The sequence below is a fragment of the Pseudomonas sp. 05N433 genome, from assembly GCF_056396925.1.
This window is the reverse complement of the sequence record NZ_JBFTML010000074.1, coordinates 1-19,348: the sequence shown is the minus strand read 5'-3', so window position 1 is coordinate 19,348 and position 19,348 is coordinate 1. Positions and strand designations below refer to the sequence as shown.

Sequence of the window (19,348 nt, the reverse complement as noted above, 5' to 3'; positions counted from 1 at the left end):
CGGCGTCTCAAGACGCCGCCCCTTTCAATACCGGATCAGTCGCGCACCGGGCCAGGGGCCAGGACTTCACGCGAGCCGTTGGTGTTCATGGACGTCACGACCCCGGCCATTTCCATGGCTTCGATCATGCGCGCCGCGCGGTTGTAGCCGATTTTCAGCTTGCGCTGAACCGCGGAGATGGACGCACGGCGGCTTTCCAGGACGAACTGCACCGCTTCGTCGTAGAGCGCATCGGTTTCGGCATCATCGTCACCACCACCGCCGCCGTTTTCAAAGCCGCTACCGGCTTCTTCGACACCGGCCAGGATGTCATCGTTGTATTCCGGCGCGCCGCGCAGTTTCCAGGCTTCAACCACCCGGTGCACCTCGTCATCGGACACGAATGCGCCGTGAACACGAATCGGCAGGCTGGTGCCCGGCGGCATGTACAACATATCACCGTGGCCCAGCAGTTGTTCGGCGCCGCCCTGGTCGATGATGGTCCGCGAATCGATCTTGCTCGATACCTGGAACGCCATACGGGTCGGGATGTTCGCCTTGATCAGACCGGTGATCACATCCACCGACGGACGCTGGGTCGCGAGGATCAAGTGGATACCCGCCGCACGCGCCTTCTGCGCGATACGCGCGATCAGCTCTTCAACCTTCTTGCCGACGATCATCATCATGTCGGCGAATTCGTCGACCACCACGACGATGGTCGGCAGCTTCTGCAGCAGCGGTGCCTCATCGTGGATGCTTTCGCGCTTGTACAGCGGATCGCTCAACGGCTCGCCGGCGTCCTGGGCTTCCTTGACCTTGGCATTGAAGCCCGACAGGTTACGCACGCCCATCTTCGCCATCAGTTTGTAGCGCCGTTCCATCTCGGCGACGCTCCAGCGCAAGGCGTTGGCGGCGTCCTTCATGTCGGTGACCACAGGGCACAGCAAGTGCGGGATGCCTTCGTAGATCGACAGCTCAAGCATTTTCGGGTCGATCATGATCAGCTTGGCGTCTTCTGGGCCAGACTTGAACAGAATCGACAGGATCATCGCGTTCACACCCACCGACTTACCGGAACCGGTCGTACCGGCCACCAGCAAGTGGGGCATTTTCGCCAGGTCAGTGATGACCGGTTTGCCGCCGATGTCGTGACCCAGGGCCAAGGTGACCGGAGACTTGAAGTTATCGTACTCGGGGGTCGACAAGACCTCGGAGAACCGCACGATCTGCCGGTCTTCGTTAGGGATCTCGATACCGACCGTGGTCTTGCCCGGAATCACTTCCACCACGCGCACACTGGTCACGGCCAGGGAACGGGCCAGGTCTTTCGCCAGGTTGGCAATGCGGCTGACTTTCACCCCGGCGGCAGGCTGGATTTCGTAACGGGTAATGACCGGGCCCGGGTGGATCGAATCCACCGAGACTTCGACGCCAAATTCCTTGAGCTTGATTTCCAGCAAGTGGCCGACGGCCGCCAGGGATTCAGGCGAATAATTGAGTTGTTTCTTTTCCGCCGGGTCGAGAATCGAAATCGGCGGCAAGGTGCCTTCCACGGCGCTGTCGACGAACAACGGCGCCTGTTTCTCTTTTTCCACGCGCTTGCTCGGAGCGGCCGGCTTCGGCGGTGCGGGAGCAATCACCGGCGGCACCTGCTTTTCACGCTCGGACATGTGCTTGCTCAGGGCCTGCTCGCGCTCGATCAGGCGTTCCTTGACCTTGGCCTGCTCACGTTTATCGGTGACCGTCGGCGCAACCACGTCATGCACGCGATCGTCGACCTCACGCAGCTGGGCGACCAGTTGCTTGCGTTCGGTACGGGCTGCCCACCAGCGATTGGCCGCGCCCTGAAACAATTCGAACAAATCGAGGGTGATCTTGCCGGTGACGTCCATCACCTTGAACCACGACAGATCGGTGAATACCGTCAGGCCGAACAGGAACAGCGCAATGAACAACAGCGTGCTGCCCTGAATGTTCAGCGCATTCTTCGCCAGGTCGCCGAGGCTTTCACCCAAAGCGCCGCCGGCGCCGGCCGGCAGACCGGTCGCCGCATGGAAATGGATATGGGCCAGCGCCGCGCCCGACAGCACCAGAAACACCAGGCCGATCAGGCGCCAGGAAAACAGCCAGCCGCTCCACTGCCATGGCTCGTGGCGCTGACGGAAGATCTGATAGGCCTTGATCGCCAGCAATAGCGGGAAAATGTAGGCGAAGTAACCCAGGACCATGAACAGGATGTCGGCGCTGTAAGAACCGGCAGGCCCGCCGAAGTTCTGTACATCGTCGATCTTGCTGTTATGGCTCCAGCCCGGATCGTCCTTGCCATAGGTCAACAAGGCCATCATCAGGAACAGGCACAAGGCGCCGATGGCGATCAATGCACCTTCCTTGAGCCGGTAGTGCAATTGCTGGCGCCAGAGCGGAACGACTGTTTTAGGTGCTGCGGTGGATTTCTTCAAAACGCTTCTTTTCCTGCGCCCTTGGCGCGTCCATCTGTTGAATGACTATAAAAACTGCCCAATCCAGGCAGGTAAAAAAGTTAACAGTCCCAACCGGGACTACTTTTAACACTGTGCCCCGGCTTTTCGAAATACGGCACGCAGCGCTTTTTTGATACAAACACTGTTACAAGCGGGCATTGTACGGGTTTGTTCGCCCAATGCCATGCTTGAGACCCTTGGCTCCAGCATAGCCAACAGCACAATACGCGCAGTCCAATTTGAGCATGCATTCTCTTTTGTGACAAAGGCTTATGAGGTGTTTTTATGAGTGAAGCGAAGCATTCCCGCCTGATCATTCTGGGTTCCGGCCCTGCCGGTTACAGCGCAGCCGTTTATGCCGCTCGCGCCAACCTCAAACCCGTTGTCATTACCGGCATACAGGCCGGTGGCCAGCTGACCACTACCGTCGAAGTCGACAACTGGCCCGGCGACATCGAAGGCCTGACTGGCCCGGTGCTGATGGAACGCATGCAGAAACACGCCGAACGCTTCGACACCGAGATCGTTTACGACCACATCCATACCGCCAAGTTGCAACAGCGCCCGTTCGAGCTCATCGGCGACAGCGGCACCTACACCTGCGATGCGCTGATTATCGCCACCGGCGCTTCGGCCCAATACCTGGGGCTGCCATCGGAAGAAGCCTTTGCCGGCAAAGGGGTTTCGGCCTGCGCCACCTGCGATGGTTTCTTCTATCGCAACCAGGTGGTCGCAGTGGTCGGCGGCGGCAACACCGCGGTGGAAGAAGCCCTGTACCTGTCGAACATCGCCAAGGAGGTTCATCTGATTCACCGTCGCGACAAACTGCGTTCGGAGAAGATCCTGCAGGACAAGCTCTTCGAAAAAGCCGCCAACGGCAATATCCGCCTGCACTGGAACCAGAACCTGGACGAAATACTCGGTGACGCCAGCGGCGTGACCGGCGCCCGCCTGCGTCACAGCCATACCGGCGAAACCGCTGAACTGTCGCTGGCCGGCGTGTTCATCGCCATCGGCCACAAACCCAACACCGACCTGTTCCAGGGCCAGCTGCAGATGCGCAACGGCTACCTGCTGGTCAAGGGCGGCAGCGAAGGCGACGCCACCGCCACCGCCATCCAGGGTGTATTCGCCGCCGGCGACGTGGCCGACCACGTTTACCGCCAGGCAGTGACCTCTGCCGGAGCCGGTTGCATGGCTGCGCTGGATGCCGAGAAGTATCTCGATGACATTCCCGGCGTTTGACGGTTAACCTTCTATCTGGCGGGTTTATCGCCCGCCACCGCCCTCCCCTTCTGCAAGCCCGGATGCCATGCTGACTTGGTTACAACGCAATACCCTGACTTTTCCGCCGCTGGAAAAAGCCATGCGCGACCCCAACGGACTGCTGGCCGCGGGCGGCGATCTGTCCGCCGACCGTCTGATTCAGGCGTATCGCCATGGCTGCTTTCCGTGGTTCTCGGAAGGCCAACCGATTCTCTGGTGGTCACCGGATCCGCGCACGGTGCTGTTTCCCGACGAACTGCATGTCTCCCGCAGCCTGAATAAACTGCTGCGTCAACAACGCTATCAAGTGACCTTCGATCGGGATTTTGCCGCGGTCATCAGCGCCTGCGCCGCGCCGCGCGAGTACGCCGATGGCACCTGGATCACCCAAGCGATGCAGGACGCCTACGTCGAACTGCACAGGCGCGGCTACGCCCATTCGGTGGAGGTCTGGGACGATGGCGTGCTGGTCGGCGGGCTCTACGGCCTGGCCATGGGACAGCTGTTTTTCGGTGAGTCGATGTTCAGCCGCGCCGACAACGCCTCCAAATATGGCTTTGCCACGCTGGTGCGACATCTGAAAGACTCAGGTTTTGTGCTGATCGATTGCCAGATGCCTACCGATCATCTGCATAGCCTGGGCGCCCGAGCGATTCCCCGCACCGAGTTTGCCGGCTACCTTGCCCGGCACTTGGATCAACCCGGTCGTGCCACCTGGGTTTGCTGAGCGACATTGGCCCGTGTGGCTTACACTTAATGCGGGGAGACGAATTGAGAAAGTCCCCTTATCAAAAGTTTATCCCGAGGGTTGATCATGACCGAGTTGGCGCGTTTGAAGTTCTATGCCACTCAGCCCCACTCTTGCAGTTATCTGCCCGAGGAGCAGGCCACTACGCTGTTCCTCGATCCCAGTCAGCCCATGGATGTGCATGTCTACGCAGATCTGTCGGAAATGGGCTTTCGTCGCAGTGGTGATCATCTCTACCGGCCCCATTGCCAGAATTGCAATGCGTGCGTACCGGCGCGTATTCCTGTGGCGCAATTTACCCCCAACCGTCAGCAGAAACGCATTCTCAAACGCAATGCCGACTTGCAGGTACGCCCGGCCCGACCAACGTTCAGCGAGGAGTATTTCGACCTCTACCAGCGCTACATCGAACAACGCCACGCCGACGGCGATATGTATCCGCCGAGTCGCGACCAGTTCTCGACCTTCCTGGTGCGTGACCTGCCGTTCTCCCGCTTCTACGAGTTTCGTCTCGAAGGCCGACTGGTGGCGGTGGCCGTCACCGACTTGCTGCCCAATGGCCTGTCAGCGGTGTACACCTTCTACGAGCCCGGCGAGGAGCGTCGCAGCCTGGGGCGTTACGCGATTCTCTGGCAGATTGCCGAAGCCGGGCGCCTGGGGCTGGAAGCGGTCTATCTCGGCTACTGGATCAAAAACTGCAAAAAAATGAGCTACAAGACCCAATATCGCCCTATCGAACTGCTGATTAATCAACGTTGGGTCATCCTGAACTAGAACCCCTTGGCTTAAACCCCACTTTTCGGGCACAATGCACGCCGCTTTTGCCTGGCGCAGTTGCACCGGGCCATTCATTGGACACCGAGGGCTTTACTGCATGTCGAAAGAAGACAGCTTCGAAATGGAAGGCACTGTCGTCGACACCCTGCCCAACACCATGTTTCGTGTGGAGTTGGAAAATGGGCACGTCGTAACCGCGCATATCTCCGGCAAGATGCGCAAGAACTACATTCGTATTCTTACCGGCGACAAAGTGCGCGTCGAGCTGACGCCCTATGACTTGAGCAAAGGGCGCATCACCTACCGCGCTCGCTAATCAAGTCAATACAAAACGCCCGGCTATGCCGGGCGTTTTTGTGTGCGGATCGTTCCCACGCTCTGCGCAGGAACGATCATGGCAGGCAGCAAAAAGGCGCCTTTCGGCGCCTTTTGGCTTTGTTGCGGTTAACGTCAGGCCATTTCAGCCGTGGTCTCGAACTCGAAGGTCAGCTCGCCATCCTTGATGTCGATGTGCACCACACCGCCATGTTCGGCCAGTTCGCCAAAGAGAATCTCCTCCGCCAGCGGACGCTTGATCTTGTCCTGAATCAAGCGCGCCATTGGTCGAGCACCCATGGTCACGTCGTAACCACCGGCCGCCAGCCAGCTGCGAGCAGCGTCGGTGACTTCCAGCAGCACACGCTTGTCTTCCAGCTGCGCCTGAAGCTCGGTAAGGAACTTGTCCACCACGCTTTTGATGACCTCATGGCTGAGGCGACCAAACTGGATAATGGTGTCCAGACGGTTGCGGAATTCCGGCGTGAAGCTCTTCTTGATCACTTCCATCGCATCGGACGAGTGGTCCTGATAGGTGAAACCGATCGAAGCACGCGCTGCAGTCTCGGCACCGGCGTTGGTCGTCATGATGACGATCACGTTACGGAAATCTGCCTTGCGCCCGTTGTTATCGGTCAGCGTACCGTGGTCCATGACCTGCAACAGCAGGTTGAAGACTTCCGGATGCGCCTTCTCGATTTCATCGAGCAACAATACGCAGTGAGGCTGCTTGGTGATGGCTTCGGTCAGCAGACCGCCCTGGTCGAACCCGACATAGCCTGGAGGCGCACCGATCAGACGCGATACGGTGTGGCGCTCCATGTACTCGGACATGTCGAAGCGAACCAGCTCGACCCCCAACGCCTTGGCCAGCTGCCGCGCAGCTTCGGTTTTACCGACGCCGGTCGGGCCCGCGAACAGGAACGAACCGACGGGCTTGTCAGGCGACTTGAGGCCGGCACGGGACAGCTTGATCGCGGTCGACAGTGAGTCGATCGCCGCATCCTGGCCGAATACCGTGAGCTTCAGGTCACGCTCAAGGTTACGCAGCAACTCTTTGTCGGAACTGGTGACGTGTTTTGGCGGAATTCGCGCGATTTTCGCAACGATATCCTCGACCTGAGGCACTTCGATGCGTTTCACGCGCTTCTCGACTGGCTGCAGACGCTGATAGGCGCCCGCCTCGTCGATGACGTCGATGGCCTTGTCCGGCATGTGCCGATCATTGATGTAACGCGAGGCCAGTTCAGCAGCGGCGCGCAGGGCTTCATCACTGTATTCAATGTTGTGATGGAGCTCGAAACGCCCTTTCAGGCCACGCAGGATGCCAATGGTGTCTTCCACCGAAGGCTCCGACACATCGACCCCGCACCGATGATGGTGTGAATCTCGTCGATGAACAGGATCGCCTGCGGACGTTTTTTCAGCTCATTGAGCAACGCCTTGAAGCGCTTCTCGAAATCGCCGCGGTATTTGGTTCCGGCCAGCAAGGCCCCCAGATCGAGGGAATACACCACGCTGTTGGCCAGCAGGTCCGGCACCTGGTTATCGACAATGCGTTTGGCCAGGCCTTCGGCAATCGCGGTTTTACCCACGCCCGCCTCGCCCACCAGCAGCGGATTGTTTTTGCGACGACGCGCCAGGATCTGCGCGACGCGCTCGACTTCGAGCTCACGGCCTACCAACGGATCGATACGACCCTGGCGCGCAAGTTCGTTGAGGTTGCTGGCATAAGCATCCAGAGGATTGCCTGAAGAAGAAGACTCACCGCCCTCGTCGTCCTGCATATCTTGTTCACCTTCAGAGTGATCGCCATGCCCCGGCACTTTGGAAATGCCATGGGCGATGTAGTTGACGACATCGATGCGCGCAACGCTCTGCTGTTTCAGCAGAAACACTGCCTGACTCTCTTGCTCACTGAAGATCGCGACCAGCACGTTGGCGCCAGTCACTTCGCGTTTGCCCGAGCTCTGTACGTGAAAGACAGCACGTTGCAGTACACGCTGGAAGCCCAGGGTTGGCTGGGTTTCACGATCCTCGTCATGCAAGGGGATCAATGGCGTGGTGGAGTCAATGAACTCCTGCAGGTCATGCTTGAGTTTGTCGAGGTTTGCGCCGCAGGCACGCAAAACGGTAGCGGCAGCCTCATTATCCAATAGGGCCAGCAGCAGGTGTTCGACGGTCATGAATTCATGACGCTTCGAACGAGCCTCCTTGAAGGCTAGATTGAGGGTGACTTCGAGCTCGCGGTTTAACATAGCTTCACCTCATACCCAAGTGGTCGGCGATTAACCGTCCTTCTCGATTTCACAGAGTAGCGGATGCTGGCTTTCCCTGGCGTACTGGTTGACCTGCATGGCCTTGGTCTCGGCGATGTCGCGGGTAAACACTCCACATACTGCCCGTCCTTCTGTATGAACGGCCAGCATGACCTTGGTCGCCAGCTCGCGATTCAGGTTAAAAAACACCTCGAGCACTTCGACGACGAAATCCATCGGTGTGTAGTCATCGTTGAACAAAACCACCTTGTACATAGGCGGCGCCTGTAAAGCAGGCTTAGCCTCCTGAACAGCAATGCCTGCGGAATCGTCGTCGTGTAAATCAGGGCGATCCTGATTGAATGTTAGTCGAATCTGGCTGATTGCATGCATGGAAAGAAAGGTTCGTCAGTTGTGCAAATACAGTGGTGGGGGCGGCCATCAGCGATTTCAACTCCGACTGCCCGGTCACCTTGACTATCGGGAAAACGGTGTTACAACCAATAGAGCCCACAGTGGGTAAAAAAGGTCCGCGGAGTCAATCTATTTACAAGATTAGACTGCGGATTAACTGGATGATACTCCAGTGATGGAGTCTGTTGCAGAGGGATATGAGTATGGCTGTCGGTAAGGTGAAATGGTTCAACAATGCCAAGGGGTTCGGTTTCATTAACACCGACGCCGGAGAAGGTCGCGACGAGGATGGCAAGGATATCGATTTCTTTGCCCACTTTTCGGCAATCAAGATGGATGGATACAAGACCCTCAAGGCCGGGCAAGCCGTATACTTTGACATTGTTCAAGGCCCCAAGGGGCTGCACGCCGTCAACATTACGGACAAAGTGGCCATTGACGCAGTAGCCGCCGCAGCCGCTACCAGCAGCCACGCCAAAGCCGTGAGCTGATTCATACCACCCAAGGCATCCAGTCATAATAAAACCGCCCGACTCGATCACTCGAGCCGGGCGGTTTTATTGCAGCCGCTCTTCGCTTACATGTGCGAGATCAGCGCATCACCGAAGCCCGAAGACGACACCAGTTTGGCACCGTCCATCAGACGCTCGAAGTCGTAGGTCACGGTTTTCGCACCAATGGCGCCATTGGTGCCCTTGATGATCAGATCGGCCGCTTCGGTCCAGCCCATGTGACGCAGCATCATTTCGGCGGACAGAATCAACGAACCCGGGTTGACCTGGTCCTTGCCGGCGTACTTCGGCGCGGTACCGTGGGTGGCTTCGAACATGGCCACGGTGTCGGACAGGTTCGCACCCGGCGCAATACCGATACCGCCCACTTCTGCCGCCAGGGCATCGGAGAGGTAGTCACCATTGAGGTTCAGGGTGGCGATCACATCGTACTCGGCCGGACGCAGCAGGATCTGCTGAAGCATGGCGTCGGCGATGGCGTCCTTGACGATGACGTTCTTGCCGGTTTTCGGGTTTTTGAACTGCATCCACGGACCGCCGTCGAGCAGGGTCGCGCCGAATTCTTCGGCAGCCACTTCGTAAGCCCATTCCTTGAAGGCACCTTCGGTGAACTTCATGATGTTGCCTTTGTGCACGATAGTCAGCGAGTCGCGGTCATTGTCGACCACATACTGCAGGGCCTTGCGCGCCAGACGCTTGGTGCCTTCCAGGGAAACCGGCTTGACGCCGATACCGCAATTCTGGTCGAAACGGATCTTGGTGACGCCCATTTCTTCTTTAAGGAACTTGATGACCTTGGTCGCCTCCGGCGAACCTGCTTTCCATTCGATACCGGCATAAATGTCTTCCGAGTTTTCGCGGAAGATGGTCATGTCGACGTCGCCTGGCTTCTTGACCGGGCTCGGCACGCCTTCAAACCAGCGCACCGGGCGCAGGCACACATACAGGTCGAGTTGCTGGCGCAGCGCCACGTTCAGGGAACGGATGCCACCGCCGACCGGCGTGGTCAGAGGGCCCTTGATGGAAACCACGTAGTCCTTGACCGCGTCCAGGGTTTCCTGAGGCAGCCAGGTGTCCTGATCGTAAACCTGAGTCGCTTTCTCCCCGGCGTAGACTTCCATCCAGGAAATTTTGCGCTCGCCGCCGTAGGCCTTCTTAACAGCAGCATCGACAACCTTGATCATGACCGGGCTGATATCAACGCCAATACCATCGCCTTCAATGAAGGGAATGATCGGGTTGTTAGGAACATTGAGAGAATGGTCCGCGTTGACGGTGATTTTTTCGCCGACGGCTGGAACCTGAATCTTCTTGTATCCCATGCTGAACTCCATTGTTTGGATTGAACATCTGGCTTCGTCCGAGCGTACCCCAGTTGAATCGGCGCGCAAACCCTATGTTCCGTCCATCTGCCGCGAAGCTGCACAGTTCGTGACGTACAAGCCTGAAAGTAAAGGGAAAAGCGCCAAACTCAAGCACACCATACAAGGCTACTCCCCACGCCTGCCTGCGACCTTTAGACCAATGGACGAGAATCGTTGCATATGAACCATCGGCAGATTGCCAGCTACCTATGTATAATGCCGCCGCTGACCACAGAGTCACGACGGCCGACCTCTCTGCCACTGGAAATGTAGCCGAGACTCTGGGCCCGGAAAAGCAGGATTGTTACCGCAGTCCACCCGCTTGACGCTCGACCGATGCACCCAACATCACCGCAAAGAAACCTCGACATTCGGCTCATGGATGACTTTGAACGAACGCGCTTACCCGGCGCCCCTCGAGTTTCTATGCACGCTTTAGCAAAGAAGAGAGAGTTAATCCGAATATGCCCACCCGCTCGAAGATCATCTATACCTTCACCGACGAAGCCCCAGCCCTCGCCACCTATTCACTGTTGCCTATCGTAGAGGCCTTCACCGCCTCCGCTGATATCGCCGTTGAAACCCGCGATATCTCTCTTGCAGGGCGCATCCTGGCCAGCTTCCCCGAGCAATTGGGTGACAAAGCAGTAGCCGACCACCTCGCCGAACTGGGCGACCTGGCCGTTACACCTGAAGCCAACATCATCAAGCTGCCGAACATCAGCGCTTCGGTTCCGCAACTGCAGGCCGCGATCAAAGAGTTGCAAGCCCAGGGCTATGCACTGCCGGACTACCCGGAAACCGTGACCAGCGACGCCGACAAAGAAGCCAAGGCCCGCTACGACAAGATCAAGGGCAGCGCCGTAAACCCGGTTCTGCGCGAAGGCAACTCCGATCGTCGTGCACCGCTGTCGGTCAAGAACTATGCGCGCAAGCACCCGCACAAAATGGGCGCCTGGGCCAAGGACTCCAAGTCCCACGTAGCCCACATGAGCACCGGCGATTTCTACGGCAGCGAAAAAGCTGCCCTGATCGACGCCGCTGACGCCGTTAAAATCGAACTGATCGCTCAAGACGGCACCACCACCGTCCTGAAAGAAAAAACCACCGTACAAGCCGGTGAGATCCTCGATTGCGCGGTCATGAGCAAAAACGCGCTGCGTAGCTTCATCGCCGCCGAGATCGAAGACGCCAAGGCCAAAGGTGTACTGCTGTCGGTTCACCTCAAAGCCACCATGATGAAGGTCTCCGACCCGATCATGTTCGGCCAGATCGTTGCCGAGTTCTATAAAGACGCACTGGCCAAACACGCTGACGTGCTGGCGCAGATCGGCTTCAACCTGAACAACGGCATCGGCGACCTGTACGCTCGCATCAAGGCCTTGCCTGCCGAGCAACAAGCGCAGATCGAAGCGGACATCCAGGCGGTTTATGCCGTTCGCCCATCGTTGGCCATGGTCAACTCCGACAAAGGCATCACCAACCTGCACGTGCCGAGCGATGTCATCGTCGACGCCTCGATGCCGGCCATGATCCGTGACTCCGGCAAAATGTGGGGCACCGACGGCCAGTTGCACGACACCAAAGCGGTGATCCCTGATCGCTGCTACGCCACCATCTACCAGGCGGTGATCGAAGACTGCAAGGCAAACGGCGCCTTCGATCCGACCACCATGGGCAGCGTGCCGAACGTTGGCCTGATGGCGAAAAAAGCCGAAGAGTACGGCTCGCACGACAAGACGTTCCAGATCAAGGCCAACGGCGTTGTTCGTGTCACCGACAGCAAAGGCACCCTGCTGCTGGAACAGTCGGTTGAAGCCGGCGACATCTTCCGCATGTGCCAGACCAAAGACGCGCCGATCCAGGACTGGGTCAAACTGGCCGTCAACCGTGCTCGCGCAAGCAGCACTCCAGCGATTTTCTGGCTGGACCCAATGCGCGCCCACGACGGCGTAGTGATCGAGAAAGTTCAGGCCTACCTGAAGGATCACGACACTTCCGGCCTGGACATCCGCATCATGTCGCCAGTCGACGCGATGAAGTTCACCCTGGAGCGCACTCGCTCCGGCCTCGACACCATTTCGGTGACCGGCAACGTATTGCGCGACTACCTGACTGACCTGTTCCCGATCATGGAACTGGGCACCAGCGCCAAGATGCTGTCGATCGTTCCGCTGATGAATGGCGGCGGTCTGTTCGAAACCGGCGCTGGCGGTTCGGCACCGAAGCACGTTCAACAGCTGCTGGAAGAAAACTTCCTGCGCTGGGACTCCCTGGGCGAGTTCCTGGCCCTGGCCGCCTCCCTTGAGCATCTGGGTGTGACGTACAACAACCCTAAAGCGCTGGTGCTGGCCAAGACCCTGGATCAGGCCACTGGCCAGTTCCTGGACAACAACAAGTCGCCATCGCGTAAAGTCGGCAACATCGACAACCGCGGCAGCCACTTCTACCTGGCACTGTACTGGGCTCAAGGCCTGGCCGCCCAGACCGAAGACGCTGCACTGCAAGCGCAATTTGGCGAACTGGCCAAAACCCTGACCGCGAACGAAGCAACCATCGTTGCCGAGCTCAACGCCGTTCAGGGCAAGCCAGTGGACATCGGCGGTTACTACCACGCCAATGCCGAGCTGATCAGCAAGGCCATGCGCCCGAGCGCAACCTTCAACGCTGCGATTGCTGCGTTGGTTTAAGGTTGTAAGGGAACATCACAAACCCYGGCCATGCGCCGGGGTTTGTGCTTTCAGCGTTGACAGCATTCAAATGTGAACACCGCCCCCCACAGGGAAAGCGCTTCAAATTCAACATCGAGGACATTTCATGGATTGGCTACCCCACATCACCGTCGCCACCATCGTCGAAGACAACGGTCGCTTCCTGATGGTCGAAGAATCCAAACACGGACGAACGGTGCTCAATCAGCCCGCCGGTCATCTGGACCCGGACGAAACCCTGATCGAGGCCGCCGTACGCGAAACCCTCGAAGAAACCGGCTGGGACGTCGAGCCAACCGGCGTAATAGGCATTTATCTCTACACCGCCCCGAGCAACGGAGTGACCTATCAACGCGTCTGCTTCACCGCCAAAGCGCTGAAACACCATCCCGACTATCAATTGGACGACGGTATTGTCGGCGCAAAATGGCTGACGCGTGACGAACTGCTGCAACAGCGCGCAAACTGGCGCAGTGAGCTGATCATCCGCTGCATCGATGATTATCTGGACGGTAAACACTTCAGCCTCGAGCTGATCCGCCCTTCTCTTTAGCCTTGCAGGCTTGAGCCTGCTAGAATCGCGTCCTTTTTCAAGACACTCATTAAATCCCTATGCGTGATCCAGCCCCTTCTGCCACACAAAAGAAGCGCGTCATTGTCGGTATGTCCGGCGGCGTGGACTCTTCCGTTTCCGCTCTCCTGCTGATCGAGCAAGGCTATGAGGTGGAAGGCCTGTTCATGAAGAACTGGGAAGAAGACGACGGAACGGAATACTGCACCGCCATGGATGACCTGGCGGACGCGCAGGCCGTTTGCGACAAGATTGGCATCAAGCTGCACACCGCCAACTTCGCCGCCGAGTACTGGGACAACGTGTTCGAGCACTTCCTGGCCGAATACAAGGCCGGCCGCACGCCGAACCCGGACATCCTGTGCAACCGCGAGATCAAGTTCAAGGCGTTCCTCGACTACGCCATGATGCTCGGCGCCGACCTGATCGCCACCGGCCACTACGTGCGTCGCCGCGACATCGATGGTCGCACCGAATTGCTCAAGGGCCTGGATCCGAACAAGGACCAGAGCTACTTCCTGCACGCCGTCGGCGGCGAACAGATCGCCAAGACCCTGTTCCCGGTCGGCGAGCTGGAAAAACCCGAAGTCCGCGCGATTGCCGAGAAACACGACCTGGCCACCGCGAAGAAAAAGGACTCCACCGGAATCTGCTTCATCGGCGAACGTCGCTTCAGCGATTTCCTCAAGCAATACCTGCCGGCCCAACCCGGCGAGATCAAGACCACCGACGGTGAAGTCATCGGCCGCCACCATGGCCTGATGTATCACACCATCGGCCAGCGCCAGGGCCTGGGCATCGGCGGCCTGAAAGACGCCGGTGAAGAACCGTGGTACGTATTGATCAAGGACCTGGAACACAACGAGCTGATCGTTGGCCAGGGCAATGCCCACCCGCAGCTGTTCTCCCGCGCCCTGCTCGCCTCGGACATCTATTGGGTCAACCCGATCGACTTGACCGAGCCGCGCAGGCTGACCGCCAAAGTGCGTTATCGCCAGAGCGACCAGCCTTGCACCCTGGAGAAGACCGCCACCGGCTACCGCGCCACCTTTGATGACCCGCAACGCGCGGTCACTCCGGGCCAATCCGTGGTGTTCTACGACGGTGAAATCTGCCTCGGCGGCGGCGTGATCGAAGTGGCCGAACCCTGGACCAGCAAGGACCATTCATGAGCCCGACTCAGGAGCAACTGACGGCCCTGGGCGGCGTGTTTCTCGCCGCCGTGCTGGTCGACAAGATAGCCAAGACCGGGCAGACCAACGAAGCCGGCCTGACTTGCATGCTCGGCAGCCTGTTGATTCGCGACCCCAAGGACACTCTGGAAGTGTATGGCGGCGACGACATCAATTTGCGCGAAGGCTATCGCGCATTGATCGGCGCCCTGGAACGCGATCCCAGCACCCTTCAGCGCGAACCGCTGCGCTACGCCCTGGCGATGCTGGGACTGGAGCGCCAATTGGCCAAGCGCAATGACATGCTGGACGTGATCGGCAAACGCCTGCCGCAGATTCAGTCCCAGGTCGAACACTTCGGCCCGGCCCACGAAAACGTGATCGCCGCTTGCGGTGCGCTGTACCAGGACACCCTGAGCACCTTGCGCCAACGGATTCAGGTGCATGGCGACATGCGCAACCTGCAGCAACCGAGCAATGCCTCGAAAATCCGCGCACTGTTGCTGGCCGGGATTCGTTCGGCACGCCTGTGGCGGCAGTTGGGCGGTCATCGCTGGCAGTTGGTGATCAGCCGACGCAAGTTGCTTAAAGAGCTTTACCCGCTGATGCGCAGCAGCTGAACCGCGCCTGCAATACCGTTTTGTAGTCAGTAACGCGTAATACGCCGGTCAGTTGGCAACGGACCGGCGGATATTTTTCATGTATGATACGCGCCCCATTTCGTTGCCCGACTGTCCGAGAACACCCCATGCAGCTCTCTTCGCTCACTGCGGTTTCCCCTGTTGACGGCCGCTACGCCGGCAAAACCCAGGCCCTGCGCCCAATTTTCAGCGAATACGGCCTGATCCGTGCTCGCGTTCTGGTTGAAGTGCGCTGGCTCCAGCGCCTGGCCGCTCACCCTGCCATCAGCGAAGTGCCGGCGTTCTCCGCCGAAGCCAACGCTGTGTTGAACACCCTGGCGGAAAACTTCTCTCTGGAGCACGCCGAGCGTGTCAAAGAGATCGAGCGCACCACCAACCACGACGTCAAAGCCATTGAATACCTGCTCAAAGAGCAGGCGGCCAAGCTGCCGGAACTGGCCAAGGTCAGCGAGTTCATCCACTTTGCCTGCACCAGCGAGGACATCAACAACCTGTCCCACGCCCTGATGCTGCGTGAAGGCCGTGATGACGTGATGCTGCCGCTGATGCGCCAGACCGCCAACGCCATCCGCGAACTGGCCCTCCGTTTCGCTGAAGTGCCGATGCTGTCGCGCACCCACGGCCAACCGGCATCGCCGACCACCCTGGGCAAAGAGCTGGCGAACGTGGTTTACCGCCTGGAGCGTCAAATCGCCCAAGTCGCCGCCGTTCCGCTGCTGGGCAAGATCAACGGCGCCGTCGGCAACTACAACGCTCACCTGTCGGCCTACCCTGAGATCGACTGGGAAGCCAACGCCCGCGCCTTCATCGAAGACGAACTGGGCCTGGGCTTCAACCCGTACACCACGCAGATCGAACCGCACGACTACATCGCCGAGCTGTTCGACGCGATCGCGCGCTTCAACACCATCCTGATCGACTTCGACCGCGACATCTGGGGCTACATCTCCCTGGGTTATTTCAAACAGCGCACCATCGCTGGCGAAATCGGTTCGTCGACCATGCCGCACAAGGTCAACCCGATCGACTTCGAAAACTCCGAAGGCAACCTGGGCATCGCCAACGCACTGTTCCAGCACCTGGCGAGCAAACTGCCAATTTCCCGCTGGCAGCGCGACCTGACCGACTCCACCGTGCTGCGCAACCTCGGTGTCGGCTTCGCCCACAGCGTGATCGCGTACGAAGCCAGCCTCAAAGGCATCAGCAAACTGGAGCTCAACGAGCAAAAGATTGCCGCCGACCTGGACGCTTGCTGGGAAGTATTGGCCGAGCCGATCCAGACCGTGATGCGTCGCTACAACATCGAAAACCCGTACGAGAAGCTCAAAGAGCTGACGCGCGGCAAGGGCATCAGCCCTGAAGCACTGCAARCTTTCATCGACGGCCTGGACATGCCAGCCGCCGCCAAGGCTGAGCTGAAACTGCTCACCCCGGCCAACTACATCGGCAACGCTGTAGCACAAGCCAAACGCATCTGATCGACCGCTCTACCCGCTTGAGACGCCCGGCGCCGCCGGGCGTTTTTATTCCCGTCTGAAAAGTGCATTTTTTCAATAGGTTACACATGAATCCTGACATTCCTCTTCAACTTCTGGGCGGCATCACGGCACGGGAATTCCTGCGCGACTACTGGCAGAAAAAACCCCTGCTGATCCGTCAGGCGATTCCTGATTTCGAAAGCCCGATCGACGCCGACGAACTCGCCGGCCTGGCGCTGGAAGAAGAAGTCGAATCGCGCCTGGTGATCGAGCACGGTGAGCGCCCTTGGGAATTGCGCCGCGGCCCGTTCGCCGAAGACGAATTCAGCAAACTGCCGGAACGCGAATGGACCCTGCTGGTGCAAGCCGTCGACCAATTCGTGCCGGAAGTTGCCGAACTGCTGGAAAACTTCCGCTTCCTGCCGAGCTGGCGCGTCGACGACGTGATGATCAGCTTCGCCGCCCCAGGTGGCAGCGTCGGCCCGCACTTCGATAACTACGACGTGTTCCTGCTGCAAGGCCACGGCAAGCGCAACTGGAAAATCGGCCAGATGTGCGACACCGAGAGCCCGCTGCTGCAGCACGCGGACCTGCGCATCCTCGCCGAATTCGAAGCCACCGATGAGTGGGTACTGGAACCGGGCGACATGCTCTACCTGCCGCCGCGCCTGGCTCACTGTGGCGTGGCTGTCGACGACTGCATGACCTACTCGGTCGGTTTCCGCGCCCCGAGCGCCGCTGAAGTGCTGACCCACTTCACCGACTTCCTCAGCCAGTTCCTGTCGGACGAAGAGCGCTACACCGACGCCGACGCCCTGCCGGCGGTCGATCCTCATCAGATCCAGCACGATGCCCTTGATCGCCTCAAAAGCCTGCTGGCCGAGCACATGAGCGACGAGCGCCTGCTGCTGACCTGGTTCGGCCAGTTCATGACCGAGCCGCGCTACCCGGAACTGGTGGTCGGCCCGGAAGAAGTCGAAGAGCAAGACTTCCTCAGCGCTCTCGAAGAAGGTGCCGTGCTGATCCGCAACCCGAGTGCGCGCTTGGCCTGGTCGGAAGTCGACGATGACCTGCTGCTGTTCGCCAGCGGCCAGAGTCGTTACCTGCCGGGCAAGCTGCGCGAGCTGCTGAAAATGATCTGCGCCGCCGACGCCCTACATGTCGATAACCTCGGCCCATGGCTGAGCGACGAAGACGGCCGTGGCCTGCTGTGTGAACTGGTCAAGCAGGGCAGCCTGGGGTTTGCCGATGAATAAGATTCACGTACGTGTCGCAGACTGGCAAAAGGACAACGCCGAGATCCGGCGCATTCGTGAAGCGGTATTCGTCGCCGAGCAATCCGTTCCTCCTGAACTGGAATGGGATGCCGATGACGCCACGGCGGTGCACTTCCTGGCCTTCGAAGGCGACTTTCCGATCGGCACCGCCCGCCTGTTGCCCGATGGCCACATCGGCCGGGTGTCGGTGCTCAAAGACTGGCGCGGCATGAAGGTTGGCGATGCGCTGATGCAAGCGGTGATCGGTGAAGCCGAGAAGCGCGGACTGAAGCAGCAGATGCTGAGCGCGCAAGTGCAGGCCACGGCGTTCTATGAACGCCTGGGTTTCAGCATGGTCAGTGAGGAATTCCTGGAAGCCGGGATTCCGCATGTGGACATGGTGCGTCACTCGACTTGATTCCCTGTGGCGAGGGGGCTTGCCCCCTCACCACAAATACATATCAAGAACACCACAAAACGCCCCGCCATTCTCGGATGCCGGGGCGTTTTGCTGTCTGTGATTCAACTCGCACCACGCCGGGCCGACAAACTGGCAATATCAAACCTTTGATTTGCGGAGAAACGGACATGTCCCTACGCACCCTGCTCACCACGCTGCTGCTGACCTGCAGTTTTTCGGTCATGGCCGCCACCGAGATCGTGCCCCTGAATTACCGCACCAGCGCCGACCTGCTGCCAGTAGCGCAGAACTTCATCGGCAAGGACGGCAAGGTCAGCGCCTACGGCAACCAGCTGATCGTCAACGCCGAGCCCGACAAGATCGATGAACTCAAGACCTTCCTCGCGCAACTCGACACCGCCCCCAAACGCTTACTGATCACCGTCGACACCAACGAAAACAACTTTCAGGGCGATCAGGGCTACTCGGTCAACGGTGCCGCACCGAATCAAACCCGCATCATCAATCGCAGCACCGACAGCCGTGAAGGCGGTATCCAGCAGATTCAGGCCAGCGAAGGCGCACCGGCGCTAATCCAGGTCGGCCAAAGCGTGCCGCTCACCAGCACTCAGACTGACGGCTATGGCGACCTGCGCAGCCAGACCGAATACCGCAATGTCACCCAGGGTTTCTACGTCACCGCCAGCGTCACCGGCAACATCGTTCACCTGGCTATCAGCACCAACCGTGACCGGATGAGCCAGGAACGTCCCGATGTAGTGAACGTGCAAAGTACCGACACAACTGTCAGCGGTCGACYGGGCGAGTGGATCACCCTGGCCGGCGTGAATCGTCAGACTCAGGCCGACAAACAGGGCCTGACCCGCAGCTACTCGACTCAGGGCCGGGATGACATGACTTTGCGGGTGAAAGTCGACACCTTGGACTAAAGCACCAAAAACTGACTGATTAGTCGTATTAGACCAAAGATGTAGTGCTTGAA

16 protein-coding genes and 1 pseudogene are annotated in these 19,348 nt (G+C 59.0%); 13 read left to right on the top strand and 4 right to left on the bottom strand.

The genetic code is table 11. The features are described from left to right. Positions 1-35 precede the first annotated feature (35 nt). Positions 36-2,441 (bottom strand): DNA translocase FtsK, encoded by a 2,406-nt coding sequence (locus AC1DIS_RS27395; protein ID WP_086944984.1) that lies wholly within the window; start codon positions 2,439-2,441, stop codon positions 36-38. A gap of 306 nt (positions 2,442-2,747) precedes the next feature. On the opposite strand from AC1DIS_RS27395, the gene trxB reads away from it, so the two are divergent. From trxB to infA, 4 genes are all read left to right on the top strand, one after another. After that, positions 2,748-3,707 (top strand): thioredoxin-disulfide reductase, encoded by a 960-nt coding sequence (gene trxB / locus AC1DIS_RS27390; protein WP_064618784.1) that lies wholly within the window; start codon positions 2,748-2,750, stop codon positions 3,705-3,707. Positions 3,708-3,774: 67 nt separating this feature from the next. Next, a complete protein-coding gene (aat, locus tag AC1DIS_RS27385) occupies positions 3,775-4,455 on the top strand; it encodes a leucyl/phenylalanyl-tRNA--protein transferase (protein ID WP_018925526.1) in 681 nt (226 codons plus the stop codon). Between the two features lie 87 nt (positions 4,456-4,542). Further along, a complete protein-coding gene (locus tag AC1DIS_RS27380; protein WP_018925525.1) occupies positions 4,543-5,250 on the top strand; it encodes an arginyltransferase in 708 nt (235 codons plus the stop codon). A 100-nt stretch (positions 5,251-5,350) separates the two neighbouring features. Next, positions 5,351-5,569: a translation initiation factor IF-1 gene (gene infA, locus AC1DIS_RS27375; RefSeq protein WP_002553999.1), complete on the top strand. Its 219-nt coding sequence runs from the start codon at positions 5,351-5,353 to the stop codon at positions 5,567-5,569. 134 nt (positions 5,570-5,703) lie between these two features. On the opposite strand, the pseudogene AC1DIS_RS27370 reads toward infA, so the two are convergent. Next, positions 5,704-7,826: pseudogene (locus AC1DIS_RS27370) on the bottom strand (AAA family ATPase). A 30-nt stretch (positions 7,827-7,856) separates the two neighbouring features. Then, positions 7,857-8,219, bottom strand: coding sequence for an ATP-dependent Clp protease adapter ClpS (gene clpS, locus AC1DIS_RS27365; RefSeq protein WP_015094394.1), 363 nt, complete (start codon positions 8,217-8,219; stop codon positions 7,857-7,859). Positions 8,220-8,443: 224 nt separating this feature from the next. On the opposite strand from clpS, the gene AC1DIS_RS27360 reads away from it, so the two are divergent. Then, a complete protein-coding gene (locus tag AC1DIS_RS27360) occupies positions 8,444-8,731 on the top strand; it encodes a cold shock domain-containing protein (protein WP_064618787.1) in 288 nt (95 codons plus the stop codon). 86 nt (positions 8,732-8,817) lie between these two features. On the opposite strand, the gene icd is transcribed toward AC1DIS_RS27360, so the two are convergent. Next, positions 8,818-10,074 (bottom strand): NADP-dependent isocitrate dehydrogenase, encoded by a 1,257-nt coding sequence (gene icd / locus AC1DIS_RS27355; RefSeq protein ID WP_019580084.1) that lies wholly within the window; start codon positions 10,072-10,074, stop codon positions 8,818-8,820. 506 nt (positions 10,075-10,580) lie between these two features. On the opposite strand from icd, the gene AC1DIS_RS27350 reads away from it, so the two are divergent. The 8 genes from AC1DIS_RS27350 (at position 10,581) to AC1DIS_RS27315 (ending at position 19,295) form a co-directional block, all read left to right on the top strand. Further along, on the top strand, positions 10,581-12,806 hold the full coding sequence (locus tag AC1DIS_RS27350; protein WP_477743705.1) for an NADP-dependent isocitrate dehydrogenase: 2,226 nt from the start codon (positions 10,581-10,583) through the stop codon (positions 12,804-12,806). A gap of 127 nt (positions 12,807-12,933) precedes the next feature. Beyond that, positions 12,934-13,380 carry an NUDIX hydrolase gene (locus AC1DIS_RS27345; RefSeq protein ID WP_018925520.1) on the top strand — a complete coding sequence of 149 codons (447 nt, stop codon included), beginning with the start codon at positions 12,934-12,936 and terminating at the stop codon, positions 13,378-13,380. A gap of 59 nt (positions 13,381-13,439) precedes the next feature. Continuing rightward, positions 13,440-14,570, top strand: coding sequence for a tRNA 2-thiouridine(34) synthase MnmA (gene mnmA / locus AC1DIS_RS27340; RefSeq protein ID WP_026286365.1), 1,131 nt, complete (start codon positions 13,440-13,442; stop codon positions 14,568-14,570). Continuing rightward, positions 14,567-15,190: a high frequency lysogenization protein HflD gene (gene hflD / locus AC1DIS_RS27335; RefSeq protein WP_007940860.1), complete on the top strand. Its 624-nt coding sequence runs from the start codon at positions 14,567-14,569 to the stop codon at positions 15,188-15,190. Before mnmA ends, hflD begins: the two co-directional genes overlap by 4 nt. 128 nt (positions 15,191-15,318) lie before the next feature. Continuing rightward, positions 15,319-16,689: an adenylosuccinate lyase gene (gene purB / locus AC1DIS_RS27330; RefSeq protein WP_477781204.1), complete on the top strand. Its 1,371-nt coding sequence runs from the start codon at positions 15,319-15,321 to the stop codon at positions 16,687-16,689. Between the two features lie 86 nt (positions 16,690-16,775). Next, positions 16,776-17,945 (top strand): ribosomal protein uL16 3-hydroxylase, encoded by a 1,170-nt coding sequence (locus AC1DIS_RS27325; protein WP_138867900.1) that lies wholly within the window; start codon positions 16,776-16,778, stop codon positions 17,943-17,945. After that, the gene (locus tag AC1DIS_RS27320) at positions 17,938-18,363 is read left to right on the top strand and encodes a GNAT family N-acetyltransferase (RefSeq protein ID WP_019580080.1); all 426 of its coding nucleotides are present in this window, start codon (positions 17,938-17,940) and stop codon (positions 18,361-18,363) included. The genes AC1DIS_RS27325 and AC1DIS_RS27320 overlap by 8 nt, the downstream gene beginning before the upstream one ends. 170 nt (positions 18,364-18,533) lie before the next feature. Then, positions 18,534-19,295: a secretin N-terminal domain-containing protein gene (locus AC1DIS_RS27315; protein ID WP_477781203.1), complete on the top strand. Its 762-nt coding sequence runs from the start codon at positions 18,534-18,536 to the stop codon at positions 19,293-19,295. The last annotated feature ends 53 nt before the right edge of the window (positions 19,296-19,348 follow it).